The sequence below is a fragment of the Robbsia andropogonis genome, from assembly GCF_034047095.1.
In the GTDB taxonomy this organism is placed as follows: Bacteria; Pseudomonadota; Gammaproteobacteria; order Burkholderiales; family Burkholderiaceae; genus Robbsia; species Robbsia andropogonis.
On the sequence record NZ_CP139170.1, the window covers coordinates 2,139,303 to 2,154,179 of the forward strand.

The window sequence follows — 14,877 nt, forward strand, 5'->3', positions numbered from 1 at the left end:
AAACCGGCCGTCAAGCCCGGCTTATCGCGTATTCAAACCGCCCCGTTAGTCCGTGGCGCGCGTGATTCGTTCAATCAAATGTTCCGCCAACGCATCGAAAGCCACCGTCTGCTGCGCCTGGACATCACCAGCGGGTGCTCGCAGCGCCTTCACGCTGACGGTGCCGTTGGCCACTTCATCCTCGCCAAAAATCACGGCAAACGCGGCACCACTGGCGTCGGCACGTTTCATTTGCGACTTGAAGCTGCTGCTGGCACCGTCGGCACTGCAATGCAGGATCACGTCGAATCCCGCATCCCGCAACCGCTCCGCTGCGATAAAAGCCTTGATGCGCGCTTCATCACCCTGGTGCAGCACATACGCGTCACAACCCTGCGGCTCCGGCCCCAGATCGGCAGCCTTTAGCAGCTCTAGAATGCGCTCAACGCCCATGGCCCAGCCACAACTTGGCGCGGGCTTGCCACCCAGTTGTTCGACCAGGGGATCATAGCGCCCGCCACCCGCCACCGTTCCTTGCGATCCCAGTTGATCGGTGATCCACTCGAACACGGTCAGATTGTAATAATCAAGTCCTCGTACCAGACGAGGATTGATCTTGAACGGGATATTGTTCTCCAGCAGCAAGCGCTGAACGCCCTCGAAATGCTTCAGCGATGCCTCGCCGAGATAGTCGATGAGCTTGGGCGCCGCGTCGACCATCGCCTGCATCGCCGGATTTTTCGTATCGAGCACGCGCAAGGGGTTCGAATACAGTCGACGCTTACCATCCTCGTCAAGTTGATCCTGATGCTTTTCCAGGTAGGCGATCAAATCCGCGCGATGACGTGCGCGTTCCTCCGCCTGGCCCAGTGAATTCAACTCGAGGCGGATACCGGTCAACCCGAGGTCGTCCCAGAGCCGCTGGCACATCATGATGATTTCGGCATCGGCGTCGGGGCCGGCAAATCCCAACGCTTCCACGCCCACTTGATGAAATTGTCGATAACGGCCGCGCTGCGGGCGCTCGTGACGGAACATCGGCCCAACGTACCACAGCCGCTTCGGGCCATCGTACAGCAGGTTGTGTTCGATCGACGCACGCACAACCGCAGCGGTGTTCTCCGGACGCAGCGTCAATTTCTCACCGTTCAAGGCGTCCGTGAAGCTGTACATCTCTTTTTCGACAATATCGGTCACCTCACCGATACCACGGGTGAACAACTGCGTATGCTCGACGATGGGTGTCCGTATATTCTGATAACCATACGACTTTAGCATCGACTGCACCGTCGATTCAAAAAACGCCCACAACGGCGCGTCTGCCGGCAGAAGATCATTCATCCCCTTTACGCCGGTCAGTTTTTCCAACTTATTCTTCTGCTCTGCCATATCTTGTGTTGTTCAGACGGTTGCATCCGCTGCCGTGGCGGCGTTCGCACCGTCAGCGTGGGCGCCATACTTGCGCGCCACGTATTCATCGACGATCACCTGAAATTCCTCAGCTATCCGGTCCCCCCGCAGCGTCTTGACCTTTTCGCCGTCGATAAAGACCGGCGCCGCCGGGGATTCCCCGGATCCAGGCAAACTGATACCGATATTCGCGTGTTTCGACTCACCTGGTCCGTTGACGATGCAGCCCATCACAGCGACCTGCATCTTTTCCACGCCCGGATACGTTTCGCGCCACGTCAGCATCTGCGTGCGCAGATACGTCTGAATTTTCGATGCCAGTTCCTGGAACACGGTGCTGGTCGTACGACCGCAACCCGGGCATGCGATGACCATCGGCGTAAACGATCGCAGACCCATCGTCTGAAGAATTTCCTGCGCCACCACGACCTCACCGGTGCGAGCGCCACCCGGCTCCGGCGTCAACGACACGCGAATCGTGTCGCCGATGCCTTGCTGCAAAAGCACCGATAACGCAGCAGTGGATGCGACGATGCCCTTCGATCCCATGCCGGCCTCGGTCAAGCCAAGGTGCAACGCATAGTCGCAGCGGCGGCCCAGTTCACTGTAGACGGCGATCAGATCCTGCACGTCACTGACCTTGCAGGACAGGATGATGCGATTGCGCCCTAGCCCGACATCCTCCGCTGCTTGCGCCGAGCCGAGTGCGGAGGCGATCAAGGCTTCATACATTACCTTTTTCGCATCCCATGGCTCCGCGCGCAGCGCGTTTTCGTCCATCATCCGCGCAAGTAGATCCTGATCCAGGCTGCCCCAGTTGACGCCTATCCGTACCGGCTTGTCGTATTTGCACGCAACCTCGATCATTTGGGCAAACTGCGTATCACGCTTCGCCCCGTGCCCGACATTGCCAGGGTTGATCCGGTATTTGGACAGCGCGTCCGCGCAGTCCGGATATTTGGTTAACAGTAAATGACCGTTGTAATGGAAATCACCGACGAGCGGCACGTCCACGCCCATCTTGTCGAGCTGATCACGGATATACGGCACCGCCTGCGCGGCTTCTGGCGTATTGACGGTGATACGAACCAGCTCGGAGCCGGCCTGCGCCAATTCCTTGATCTGGATCGCCGTGCCAATCGCATCGACCGTATCCGTATTTGTCATGGACTGCACACGCACCGGCGCGGCACCGCCGATCGTGACCAGACGACCGGCCCAGCGCACGTCCACGGCCACCGATTGACGGCGTGGTGCCGGTCCCGCGAACTCTCTAACTTGATCGATCTGCATGTCTATAGGACCTTCGTCCAAAAATGTCGTTCCGCACGCCGCCCGCCGGTCCATTTCACCTTGGCGCACGTCACCCAATCCACCTACGGAACAGCATTATCGCAGCGTAAACCGCGCGACGTTACGTCCCGATTTTGCATAAGGGGTCAAATCCACCGGCTGACCATCCTGCGTCACAGCGCTCATGCCGCTGATATTACCGATCGTAACGCGCATTGGCCGAACCCCCTCCATCCGCTGCGTCTGTCCCGCATGCACGATCCCTGAAAACACCATATGCCCGTCAGCCTGTACGACACTGACCCAGCTATCCTGCGTCGCCGTCATAGTCACCGGGATTGCCCCTGCCGGCACGACAACCTCGGAGGCTGCCGCTTGGGGGGCCGCCCCGGCGCTGGGAGACGACACCGCCGCCAGCGTCGCAGCCGCGGCCGACCCCGTATCCGCTGCCGCCGCAGCCAAGGCATTCGAGGGCGCCGCCATGGCCGCAGTGACGTTCGCCATCGCCCCCGACGCCGCACCGGCATCGCTACCACCAGTCGTGACTTCACCCGAACCGGACGACGAACCAACGATCGACGGCAACGACGACATCACCGCGCCTGACGCTGGCGTGGAAGTGCCGCCAACATCGACCTGGCCTCCGGAATTCGGATTGGCCATGGCGATATCGGCCTTCGCGTCACCGCGTACTTTCTGTAACCAGCCATTCGGCTCATTGCCGGCGCGCCAGACCACAAGCAGCACCAGCACGACGAATGCCGCCGTGCCACCCCAAAGCCACGAGCGCCGATCCGATCTGCGCGTGCTCCAGCTCAATGGTACGTTCGCCCGGCGCATGCTTGCGGGCTTGCCCGAAGACTGCGGCAACGACGACAAATCAGTCGTGGGGGTCTGTACACCACGCAATGCGTCCGCCAGGGGGCCCGGATCGATGCCAAGCACTTTTGCGTAGCTGCGCGTCAAACCGACAGAGAACGCGGCATCGTGGAGCGCCCCCAGATTCCCACGCTCCAAGGCTTCGATCTTGGACGTCCCAACTTTCAAACGCGATGCCATTTCATCGATGGATCGACCCTTCGCGAGGCGGGCCGCGGCCAGCCGCTCGCCGACGGCTGCCGCCGCATTCGCGGCCGCGGTACCGCCCGTCGAAGCTCCCACCGGGGGTGCTGCCTCGCGCACGCCCCCGGCGCCGGTGCTCGGCACGATGCCATCGTCTCTGTTCATATCCATCCGCAAATCCTGCATCCAAGAGTTCCGAATCCCTACCGCGTTACACTCAAGGCAGGCAGCCCTTTCAACAAGCGCCGCCGCCGCGCCGCAGCATGTCAATCGTTACGGCGATACTCTATCCCACGCGGGCGCACAGCCGCGAACCGCATCATACCGGATGTGCCGGCATCGCCGGTAGCGTCCTCCCCGCGCTCGCCGCTTGTATGGGCACGATACGCCCCATCCGCTGCGCCAATCTCGTACGATCCTGCACCTCTCCCGCCAACTGGCCGCAAGCGGCATCGATATCATCGCCGCGCGTCTTGCGGATGGTAGTGATGACGCCTGCTTCGATCAAAATGTCGGAGAAGCGCTTGATGCGGTCGGCACGCGAACGCTTCAATCCTGAATCAGGAAACGGATTGAACGGAATCAGGTTGAACTTGCACGGCACATCCCGGGTCAACGCGACCAGCTCGCGCGCATGTGTCGGCGAGTCGTTGACGTTGTCCAGCATGCAATATTCGAACGTAATGAATTCCCGGGGCGCGACCTTCAGGTAGCGCTGACAAGCAGCCATCAGTTCGCGCAACGGGTGCTTACGATTCAATGGAATCAGGTCATCGCGCAGGGCATCGTTCGGCGCATGCAGCGAAACCGCCAGCGCAACCGGCAACTCGGACGCGAGCCGATCGATCATCGGCACCACACCGGATGTCGAGAGGGTTACGCGACGGCGAGACAAACCATAAGCGTTATCGTCGAGCATCAAGCGCATGGCGCTGACCACAGGCTCGAAATTCAGCAACGGCTCGCCCATTCCCATCATGACAACGTTCGTCACGGCGCGGGCGTCCGCGGCCTCCTCGGGCACCGACATGCCTTGCGCAACAGCTTCGGCCCGCGCGAGCGCACGGGCTTCGCGAACCGCGAACTCAGCCATCCACAGCTGACCGATGATTTCACCGGTCGTTAAGTTGCGATTGAAACCCTGCTTACCTGTCGAACAAAAACGGCAATTCACCGCGCAGCCGGCCTGCGACGAAATGCAAAGCGTGCCCCGGGATGTTTCAGGAATATAGACGGTCTCGACCGCATTACCCGCGCCCACGTCCAACAGCCACTTGCGCGTCCCATCCAGGGAAATATGGTCCTGCACCACCTGCGGTTTCGCGATTGTCGCGCGCGAAGCCAGTTTGGCGCGCAACGACTTCGCAAGGTCGGTCATTTTTTCGAAATCGGACTCACCACCCTGGTGAATCCAGCGCTGCAATTGCTTTGCGCGAAACGCTTTTTCGCCAAGCGAGTCGCAGTAAGCGACCAGATCAGCGGCGTCAAAATCGAGGAGATTCACAGGCGCTTGCGCGCCGCGTTGTTCAGTCATTGGGAACACCTGCACGGAGAACGACGCATCCCGCATCGATACGCGCGCGGAACGCCTACATGTTGCCTGCGGTCGGTCGTAAAAACCACCGCGAAAAATAGGAACCACCATACGCCGCAACAGCGCCTTGAAAGCGTCGCCGCGGCGGGCAGCGGCAAAGCCAGGTCTTGCTATACGGCCAAAGATGTGAAACACGCGACACCGCGTTACTTTCACACCATGCCCGCCAATGAGCGGACGCTGCGCGCGCGTCTGACGCAGCCGCTCATCAAAAGTGGACCGGGGCGCATGCGGCATTGCACAGCGCCGCTCGCCCCGATCCATTTGCCATAATCAACGCGAGTAGACGTTGATTTCCGGGAAAAAGAAGGCGACCTCGACCGCTGCGGTTTCCGCCGCATCCGAACCGTGAACGGCATTTGCGTCGATGCTGTCCGCGAAATCCGCCCGGATCGTGCCGGCCTCCGCCTTCTTCGGATCCGTCGCACCCATCAGGTCACGGTGCTTCAAGATTGCGCCTTCGCCTTCCAGCACCGAGATGACCACCGGGCCCGAAATCATGAACTTGACCAAATCGCCGAAAAACGGACGCGCCGCATGTACAGCATAGAACTTCTCAGCGTCGGCTTGCGATAACTGCGCCATACGCGATGCAACGATCTTCAGACCGGCATTTTCGAAGCGGCTGTAGATCTGTCCGATCACATTCTTCGCCACCGCGTCCGGCTTGATAATGGACAGAGTACGCTCGATAGCCATGAAAACTCCACGAAATGAATAAGTTAGGTAAGAAAATGAATCTCGTATTATAGCATGGGACAGAACACGAGATCGACTTTTGCACAAAACCTTTCAGTACTGTAATATTTGGTAGAAATATTGACGTTCGAGCAGTGCACGCGCAAAGATACACGGTGTTAGGATAGCGTTGAATAAGCCCCGAGCCGCGCGTTGACCGCGCTGGCGCGGGTCCGCAAGTTTCGCTGGAATGCTTTGGGCATCCGGCCATAGGAGAAGGAAATGAGCGATTTCCGGAATTACGATTTCGGTCGCGGCGGTTCGGTCAGCACCGTCACGGTCCGTAACCGCGTACTGCGCAATACGTACTGGCTGCTGGCGTTGTCCATGGTTCCGACGGTGTTCGGCGCCTGGTTGGGTCTCGTCACGGGCTTCACCGCGTTCGCCGCGGCTAGTCCGATGATGACGGTGATCCTGTTCTTCGCGGTGGCCTTTGGCCTGATGTTCGCGATCGAGCGAAACAAGAACAGTGGCATAGGGGTCGCATTGCTGCTCGCCTTTACGTTCTTCATGGGCGTAATGTTGTCACGGATGATCGGCATGGTACTGGGGCTCGCGAACGGCGCGTCCCTGATCATGCTCGCGTTTGGCGGCACCGGTGTGGTCTTCGGAGCAATGGCGACGATCGCCACGGTGTCGAAGCGTGATTTCAGCAAGCTGGCGGGTTGGTTGATGATGGGGGTGGTCGTCCTCATCGTCGCGTCGATTGCAAATATTTGGCTGCAACTGCCGGCGTTGGTTCTGACGGTGTCGGTGCTGGCATTGGTCATTTTCTCGGCTTTCCTGCTCGTCGATGTACAGCGTGTGATCAACGGTGGTGAAACGAATTACGTCACCGCCACGCTGGCCATCTATCTCGACCTCTACAACATCTTCACCAGCCTGCTGAGCATCCTCAGTATCTTCGGCGGCGGCAACCGCAACTAACTAAAGGCACGCTTCCCCAGCGCCCCCCGTAACACGGGGGCGGGACACGGCAGAAGAGCTCACCCTGTAGTGCAACGAGGGTGGGCTCTTTGTTTTACGCCGGGACGGGATGGACGCGTCGGCAATGTATGCAGGCCGGCCGTTGCGTAAGCAGGGCCGCGGGGGCTTGGAGGAATAACACGCAGTCGCTGCATGCGTTTGACGTTCGAAGCGTTACTTGTCGCGCTCGAAAACGGCGATTGACTCGACATGCGAGGTGTGCGGGAACATATTGACCACCCCTGCTCCCCTCAGCCGATAACCGGCCTCGTGCACCAGCAGGCCCGCGTCGCGCGCCAACGTGGCCGGGTTGCACGACACGTAGACAATACGCGAAGGCAATAAATGCGTTTCGCCAGCGACCGCCAGTTCCGCCAGCGTCTTCGCCACGGCCAGGGCGCCTTCCCGCGGTGGATCGATCAGTGCTTTATCAAAAGCACCAAGCGCGCGCCAATCGTTGACTGTCATCTCAAACAGATTGCTGCACGAAAATGTCGTGCGTGTATCCACGCCGTTTAACCGTGCATTATCGAGCGCGCGCGCGGTCAGGACCTCGCTACCCTCGATACCGTGAACTTCCCTGGCCAGACGCGCCAACGGCAACGTAAAGTTGCCTAGGCCGCAAAACAAATCGATAACGCGATCAGTCGACGTCGGCGCCAGCAGGCGCAAAGCGCGCGAGACCAGTACGCGATTGATCGCGTGGTTGACCTGCGTGAAATCGGTTGGACGGAATGGCATCCGGATATTGAATTCGGGCAGGACGTAATCGAGCCCTGTCGCGTCGATATCCGTAGCAGGATAGAACGGCACAACCGTGTCGGGTCCTTTTGGCTGCAACCAGAATTGCACGCCATGGACGTCAGCAAACGCACGTATTGCCGCCTCGTCATCCAGCGTTAACGGCTCGAGCACGCGCAGCACCAGTGCGATAACGGTGGCGCCCATCGCCAGTTCGATCTGCGGCATTCGGTCGCAGATCGAAAGTTGAGCGACCAAATGCCGCAGCGGCACCAGCATGTCTGAAATCACGGACGGCAGCACTTCGCAGTGCGTCATGTCGGCAACATAACTGCTCTTGCGCTCGTGAAATCCAACCAGCACACCGCCCTTCTTGGCAACGTTGCGAACGGTCAGACGTGCACGGTAGCGATAGCCCCAACCTGGACCATGAATCGGGCGCATTACGGTCTCGGGCTTCAGTTTCGAGAGACGCTGAAGGTTATCCTCCAGCACGCGCTGTTTGACGGCCACCTGCGCTCGCAAATCCAGATGCTGCATCGAACATCCGCCACAGATCCCGAAGTAAGTGCATTTCGGCATTGTCCGCAGCACACTTGGCCGCAGCACCTTCGTCAACGTCGCCTGTTCAAACGACGGTTTCTTGCGATAGCTCGAATAAATGACCCTTTCACCGGGCAACGCGCCTTCGACGAAGACCACTTTTCCCGGCACGCCATCTTCGCCGACCAACCGCCCCACGCCACGGGCCTCCATATCGAGCGAGTCGATCTCGATGATCGTATCAAGCGCCCCCGGGACGCGCGAGGCGTCGGTCTGTCCGCCACGTTCACGCCGATTACGCCGCATCTTTACTGGCTTCACTGAAGCATCGTGCGCGGCGCCAACCGGCGACACGGGCGCGGGGGCGATAGGGGTCGGCAAATCGGAACGGGATTCAGGCACGGTCATTCTCGGTCGCCCAGGCATCAAGCCCCTGCGCTGGACGCTTGCTGATTCGCGAAGGCGCGCGGGAACGGTCATGCACGGCAGTGTGGGGAAGAGGCGAGATTGTAAGCGAATGCGGCGCCGGACGGTATGCGTAACTGAGACGCCCTCTAAAGGGTATTGTCATTATCCTTGGATTTGGCATGATGCTGGCCACATGGTCGGCCTCGCGCGGTCGCCAGATACATGCCCCGGTTCGCGCGGCGCGCCTCGGCGTTTTCAAGCGAAACCAGCCAGATATTCCGCCCAATGCGCCTCGGGTCGCGCAGCGAGCGCTTCCTTGACCAATTGCACTTCGTCCTGATATTCAAGCGTCGACAGCTCGCCACGCATCAATTGAAAACGGCAATACATCAAGTAGGTGTTGACCACATCGGTTTCGCAGTAATGCCGAATGTCATCGATCTTGCCCGCCTGATAGGCCGACCAGACCTGGGAGCCATCCATGCCCATCTTGCCGGGAAAACCGCAGAGCTTGGCCAATGCATCCAGGGGCGCACTGGCGCGCGGCTGATATGCGGCCAACACGTCCATCAGATCGGTGTGCCGGAAGTGATAACGACTGATGTAATTGTTCCATTTGGCATCCCGGTCGATGCTGCCCATGTCCCAATATCGCTGGGCGCTGATGCCATGGATCAGCGCGCGATAATGCAGCACGGGCAGGTCGAAGCCGCCGCCGTTCCACGACACCAGCACAGGACCATACCGCTCGATCATGTCGAAAAACGCCGCGATCAACACCGGCTCGGGATCGCCAGGTTGACCGAGTGATCGCACGACGAACCCTTTACTTCCCCGTAATACGCAAGAAATCGCGACAATGCGTTGCAGATGGTGCGGCAAAAAATCGGAACCGGTCTTGATACGCCGCGCATCGAATGCGCGCTGCGCGACCGTTTCGTCATCCATTGCCGACAACGGCGTGCTTCCGTCAACGACCGACGAGCCCTGGCTTGTCGCCTCGACCGCTCCGGCATCAGGGTCGGAATCGCCCTCGCCGACGATATCGTCACCTGACCGCGAAGGACGCGTCGGCATGCCTTTCCTCATGGCGCCCACACCGCCTGCCCCTTCAACCGCCATCGCCGACGCGCCAGCCGGACCACTATCACCCAGTGCACGCAAGCCGGCCACGTCAGGCACCGTCTCAATATCAAACACCAGTATGGCATTCACAACACGGAATCCTTGCCCACGCCATTGGACGCGAGGTGACGTTTCAGACGGAGGAGCGCCTCTTGCTGTATCTGCCGCACACGCTCCCGCGTCAAGTGCAGCTCTTCCGCCAATTGCTCCAGCGTCGCCGGTTCAAGATTGTTGAGACCAAAACGCCGCTCGATGACGAGACGGTGCTTGTCGGACAATCGCGACAACCAATTACGCGTCAACACTTCCACTTCCCGGTTCTGCACTTCGGTGTCAGGCGCATGCGCCTGGTCATCGGACAGCAGATCCAACAGACTGCTGCCAGGGTCGAGATCCAGGGGTGCGTCCAGCGATGCCGTGTGTTCGTTCAGCGCAAGAATATCGGCAATTTCGTCGGCACTTTTCCCCGTCAAGTGTGCGATATCATCGACGCTGGCTTCACGACGCTCACCCGGAAATTCCGCCCACGCACTTTTTTCGAGATGACGTTTGGCACGCAAGACCTGATTCAATTCACGGATCACATGGACCGGCAGACGGACCGTGCGTGCCTGGTTCATGATCGCGCGTTCGATGCTTTGTCGAATCCACCAGGTTGCATAAGTCGAGAAGCGGAATCCGCGATCGGGATCGAACTTCTCGATGGCGTGCATCAGACCGAGATTGCCTTCCGCGATGACATCGAGCAGGGGCAGGCCGCGATTGGAATACGCTTTGGCGATGCTGACCACCAATCGCAAATTGTGTTCGATCATCACCTGACGCGCTTCGAACAAGCCCTCCTTCGCCAAGCGCGAATAGCGTTGCTCCTCCTCGGCGGTCAGCAACGGTTTCATGCTGATCCGATTCAGGTAGTGCTGGATCGTGTCGGCGGTGAGCTCCGCCTGCAGAAGATTACGAAACTCGGTGGGGTCATTGTCCGTGGTGCCGCCGCCACGGCCTTCACGGCCACGGTCCTCACCGCTTGTCGCGGCGGAACCATCGTCGACCCGTGCGTCGTCGCTGCTTTCGGGATCCTCGAAGTTTTCCACCGGGTGAGCCAGATCGAGATGATCCGCGACATCCACATCGCCCGGATCGGTCGACACCTCGGCGGCAGTGACCTCTGCGTCAGATAGAAGCGTATCTCTCGCCTTGCCGTCACGGCGGGGCAACCGCCCAGGGCGTTTGCCCTCGGACGCCTTGACCTCCTTGACCACCCGCCGCTTCGACTTCGGCATAACGCTCCCTTTACTGAGGAGGCAGATACTTCATCGGATCCACCGGACTGGAATCTTTACGAACTTCGAAGTGCAACTCGACACGACTCGCCTGCGTATCGCCCATTTCAGCAATCTTCTGGCCCCTCGTGACGACATCGTTATTCTTGACGAGCAGCACCCGGTTGTGACCATAGGCAGTCAAATAATGATCGTCATGCTTGATGATAATCAGATTGCCGTATCCCCGCAGTTCGCTTCCCGCATATAACACCCGTCCGCCCGCCGCCGCCAGAATAGGCGTGCCTGCCGCCCCGGCGATATCGATTCCCTTGCTTTTGACGCCATCGAATCGCTGAACGATCTGCCCCGCGCCCGCGCCACCCTGCACCGGCCAGATAAACTGCACTGGACCGTTACCCACCGGGGGAGTCGTGTCCGCACTTGTCGAGGGCGCGGGCGCCGGTGGCAACGCCGTCACGCCGGAAGTGGCGCCCGGCGTCACGGCATTCGGCGAATTGCCAGACGGATTGGCGCCGTTCGCATAGGGTGACGGATACCCCCCGGCGTTTGCCGGTGGTGCCCCGCCGTTCGCATAAGGCGACGCGTACGCCGACGTTGCCCCCCCTAACGGCGTGGCCTGTACGGCGCCGCCACCGAGCGGCGTGCTGGTGACACCCGAGGCATCAGGCGTCGATCCCGGCGGCGCGACCCGGAGTACCTGACCCACCTCGATCTGGTTCGGATTGGTCAGGTTGTTCCACGCCGCGATGTCGCGATAGTTTTGACCATTCTTCAACGCCACCCGATACAACGTATCACCAGGCTGCACTTGATAGTAACCCGGAGGCGGGGGCCCCGGCGGCACATTGGACACCGCGGCACCCTGCAATCCCGGCGCCGTACCGGTCCTATCGACCACCGGCGCGCTGTCCATCCGCGAGGCACAGGCGGCCAATGCGGACACGGCCACCACGCAAGCACCACGCTGGATGTGTGTCCACAAGGATCGACCGCTGCCATTCATCAACATACTCATCGGTTTCAGATCACTCCGGATTTCAATGGAACAAAAAACACCTTGTCGAGTACCGTCTCGCGCCATTGATGGGCGCTCAACCGCTCGACGAGTGTCAATACTTGCGAGTCCCCTCCTACCGGGGCGATCAGGCGACCACCGATACGAAGTTGCTCCGTCAGCGCGGCCGGCACGTCCAGTCCAGCGGCCGCCACGATAATGGCATCAAAAGGGGCACAGTCAGGTAACCCCAGTCGTCCGTCGCCATAATGCAGCCGAATGTTTGGCACACGCAATGGTCGCAGGTTCCTTTTTGCACGCTCATGTAGTGGCCGGATCCGTTCAATCGAGAACACATCCTGCGCCAGGTGGCTTAATACGGCCGCTTGATAGCCACACCCGGTGCCCACTTCGAGTACGCGCGCCAGATGCGGACGACCATGCATCGCCACCTCGATCATTCGCGCGACGACCCCCGGCTTGGAGATCGTCTGGTGATGCCCGATCGGCAATGCCGCCTCCTCGTACGCCTGCGGCGCCAATGCCGCATCGACAAATGCGTGACGTGGCACCGCCTGCAACGCCGCCAACACCCCAGGGTGTGTCACACCACCGTCGCGCACCCGCTCCACCATTCGCGCGCGCACCCGCTCCGACGTCAATGCAAGTGACGACGTCGCGTGTTTTGCGACATCTCGACCGCTCGACCCTGGCCAGGCCGTGCCGGCCACCCCGCGTTGCGGTGCACCACCGGACAGAGACGGTTTTGCACACGCGACCGCGCCGAGATGACCGCTGCGTGGCGATGTCGGTTTCGCGCTCGTCGCCACTGGAACACGCGGCGCGGCGGTGCCGGTAACCGACGCCGCGGCACGAGCCATAGGCCGCTGGCGCGACGGGAAGTCAGGTCGCGCCGATGCCTTTGTCAAATCAGACAACGTCAACGGAAACCGTTTGGGCTGGCCGTCGCGGTTGTCGCTCATGGCCCGTGCCCGATCCATTCCTGCAACGCAGGCAGGCGGCGCGTGTCCGTCAGGTCCAACTGCAGCGGCGTCATTGAGACATAACCATCGCGCACCGCGGCGAAATCGGTACCATCGCCTGCGTCACGCTCCGCGCCCGACGGTCCAATCCAATATATCGGATCACCGCGTGGATTCGTTTGCCGGATCACCGGCTGCGACGGGTGCCGCTTGCCCAGCCGAGTTACCCGCCATCCGCGCAATGCCGACGAAGGTACATTCGGAATATTGACATTCAACAACGACGCCGCTGGCAGCGGCACATCGCGATGATGTGCGACGATGCGCGCCGCTTCCGCCGCCGCCGCGTCGAGATGGCCCCAACCGTAATCGACAAGCGAGAACGCGATCGACGGAATACCGAACAGGAAGCCCTCGGTAGCGGCGGCGACGGTACCGGAATACAGCGTGTCCTCGCCCATGTTCTGTCCGTTATTCATGCCGGACACGACAAGGTCGGGACGTCCCTCCAACAGCCCCGTCAGCGCCACATGCACACAATCAGTGGGCGTCCCGTTCACGAATCGGAAACCGTTCGTCGCCGTACACACGCTCAGTGGACGGGACAGCGTCAATGAATTCGAGGCGCCACTGCAATTCTGCTCTGGCGCCACGACGTCGACCCGATCCGCCAGCGGCAGCAATGCGTGATAGAGCGCCGATAGACCGGGCGCCAGATAACCATCGTCGTTGCTGAGCAGAATATGCATGGAAAGATTGTAACCGAGGCGACGCGCGACGTTGTAGGAACCGCGCGAAGGGACAAAGGGACTACTTACACCGCGCGCCGGTCCAACATCGCCCGGGCAATCGTGCCAGCGTCGACATATTCCAGTTCACCGCCGACCGGTACCCCGCGCGCAAGTCTCGATACCGACAAGCCACGCGCCTTCAATGCCTGACCGAGATAGTGCGCGGTAGCTTCCCCTTCATTGGTGAAATTCGTGGCCAGAACGACCTCGCGCACCACCCCGTCTCCTGCCCGTTGCAGCAGCTTGTCGAAGTGGATGTCCTTCGGACCCACACCGTCAAGCGGGCTCAACCGCCCCATCAAGACAAAATACAGCCCTTTGTAAGACAAGGTCTGCTCCAGCATGATCTGGTCCGCCGGCGTCTCGACGACGCACAGCAGTGCAGGATCCCGCTCATCATCCAGGCACGTCGAGCACACCGGCGATTCAGTGAACGTATTGCAGCGATCACAATGCCGAAGCGCATGCGCCGCGCCTGCCAGCGCCTGACTCAATCGCGCCGCGCCGTCCCGATCATGCTGCATCAGATGATAGGCCATCCGTTGGGCGCTCTTCGGTCCGACACCTGGAAGTATCCGCAACGCATCGATCAATGCGGACAGCGTCGATGGCGGCTTGATCATGGCCACGGTCCGTGATCAGAACGGCAGCTTGAAGCCCGGCGGCAGACCCATGCCCCCCGTTGCACCACCCATCATCTGCTGCGCCAGTTCATCAGCCTTGCGCTTCGCATCGGCATGCGCCGCGGTGATCAGATCTTCTTCCATCTCGATATCGTCTTCACGCAGGCTTTTCTCCAGTATCACGCGCTTGACCGTATGGTCGCCCGTCATGATGATCTTCACCAAGCCAGCGCCGGACTCACCGGTCACCTCGGTGGCGGCCAGCTTTTCCTGCATTTTCTTCATATTGTCCTGCATGGCCTGCGCCTGCTTCATCAAACCGGCCAGTTGTCCCTTCATCATGG

The 14,877-nt window shown here is 60.4% G+C and carries 13 protein-coding genes and 1 pseudogene; 1 reads left to right on the forward strand and 13 read right to left on the reverse strand.

The window, feature by feature from the left end; translation table 11 throughout:
* Window positions 1-45: 45 nt before the first annotated feature.
* The 5 genes from hisS to ndk all read right to left on the reverse strand — a co-directional run bounded on the left by hisS (window position 46) and on the right by ndk (window position 6,037).
* Entirely contained in the window at window positions 46-1,368 is a 1,323-nt protein-coding gene (gene hisS, locus SJQ66_RS22885; protein WP_024902953.1) for a histidine--tRNA ligase, read from the reverse strand.
* Window positions 1,369-1,380: 12 nt separating this feature from the next.
* Entirely contained in the window at window positions 1,381-2,682 is a 1,302-nt protein-coding gene (ispG, locus tag SJQ66_RS22890) for a flavodoxin-dependent (E)-4-hydroxy-3-methylbut-2-enyl-diphosphate synthase (RefSeq protein WP_024902954.1), read from the reverse strand.
* 96 nt (window positions 2,683-2,778) lie between these two features.
* Window positions 2,779-3,915 carry a helix-turn-helix domain-containing protein gene (locus SJQ66_RS22895; protein ID WP_186303520.1) on the reverse strand — a complete coding sequence of 379 codons (1,137 nt, stop codon included), beginning with the start codon at window positions 3,913-3,915 and terminating at the stop codon, window positions 2,779-2,781.
* 148 nt (window positions 3,916-4,063) lie between these two features.
* A complete protein-coding gene (rlmN, locus tag SJQ66_RS22900) occupies window positions 4,064-5,278 on the reverse strand; it encodes a dual-specificity RNA methyltransferase RlmN (RefSeq protein ID WP_024902956.1) in 1,215 nt (404 codons plus the stop codon).
* 333 nt (window positions 5,279-5,611) lie between these two features.
* Complete coding sequence (gene ndk / locus SJQ66_RS22905; protein ID WP_024902957.1) at window positions 5,612-6,037, reverse strand: nucleoside-diphosphate kinase; 426 nt, start codon at window positions 6,035-6,037, stop codon at window positions 5,612-5,614.
* A gap of 261 nt (window positions 6,038-6,298) precedes the next feature.
* Between ndk and SJQ66_RS22910 the strand changes: the two genes are divergently transcribed.
* Window positions 6,299-7,003: a Bax inhibitor-1/YccA family protein gene (locus SJQ66_RS22910; RefSeq protein ID WP_024902958.1), complete on the forward strand. Its 705-nt coding sequence runs from the start codon at window positions 6,299-6,301 to the stop codon at window positions 7,001-7,003.
* A 213-nt stretch (window positions 7,004-7,216) separates the two neighbouring features.
* On the opposite strand, the gene rlmD is transcribed toward SJQ66_RS22910, so the two are convergent.
* The 8 genes and pseudogenes from rlmD to SJQ66_RS22950 form a co-directional block, all read right to left on the reverse strand.
* Window positions 7,217-8,539, reverse strand: coding sequence for a 23S rRNA (uracil(1939)-C(5))-methyltransferase RlmD (rlmD, locus tag SJQ66_RS22915; RefSeq protein WP_320535366.1), 1,323 nt, complete (start codon window positions 8,537-8,539; stop codon window positions 7,217-7,219).
* A 450-nt stretch (window positions 8,540-8,989) separates the two neighbouring features.
* Window positions 8,990-9,676, reverse strand: a pseudogene (locus SJQ66_RS22920) (3'-5' exonuclease); the annotation flags it as partial.
* Between the two features lie 269 nt (window positions 9,677-9,945).
* Window positions 9,946-11,073 carry an RNA polymerase sigma factor RpoS gene (gene rpoS / locus SJQ66_RS22925; protein WP_390174001.1) on the reverse strand — a complete coding sequence of 376 codons (1,128 nt, stop codon included), beginning with the start codon at window positions 11,071-11,073 and terminating at the stop codon, window positions 9,946-9,948.
* Window positions 11,074-11,149: 76 nt separating this feature from the next.
* Window positions 11,150-12,157, reverse strand: a complete 1,008-nt coding sequence (locus SJQ66_RS22930) for a peptidoglycan DD-metalloendopeptidase family protein (RefSeq protein WP_024902962.1) — start codon at window positions 12,155-12,157, stop codon at window positions 11,150-11,152.
* A gap of 5 nt (window positions 12,158-12,162) precedes the next feature.
* Window positions 12,163-13,119: a protein-L-isoaspartate(D-aspartate) O-methyltransferase gene (locus SJQ66_RS22935; protein WP_024902963.1), complete on the reverse strand. Its 957-nt coding sequence runs from the start codon at window positions 13,117-13,119 to the stop codon at window positions 12,163-12,165.
* Window positions 13,116-13,868, reverse strand: coding sequence for a 5'/3'-nucleotidase SurE (gene surE, locus SJQ66_RS22940; RefSeq protein WP_320534590.1), 753 nt, complete (start codon window positions 13,866-13,868; stop codon window positions 13,116-13,118). Before surE ends, SJQ66_RS22935 begins: the two co-directional genes overlap by 4 nt.
* 65 nt (window positions 13,869-13,933) lie before the next feature.
* Window positions 13,934-14,530: a recombination mediator RecR gene (recR, locus tag SJQ66_RS22945; RefSeq protein WP_024902965.1), complete on the reverse strand. Its 597-nt coding sequence runs from the start codon at window positions 14,528-14,530 to the stop codon at window positions 13,934-13,936.
* An 18-nt stretch (window positions 14,531-14,548) separates the two neighbouring features.
* A complete protein-coding gene (locus SJQ66_RS22950; protein WP_024902966.1) occupies window positions 14,549-14,875 on the reverse strand; it encodes a YbaB/EbfC family nucleoid-associated protein in 327 nt (108 codons plus the stop codon).
* Window positions 14,876-14,877: the final 2 nt, after the last annotated feature.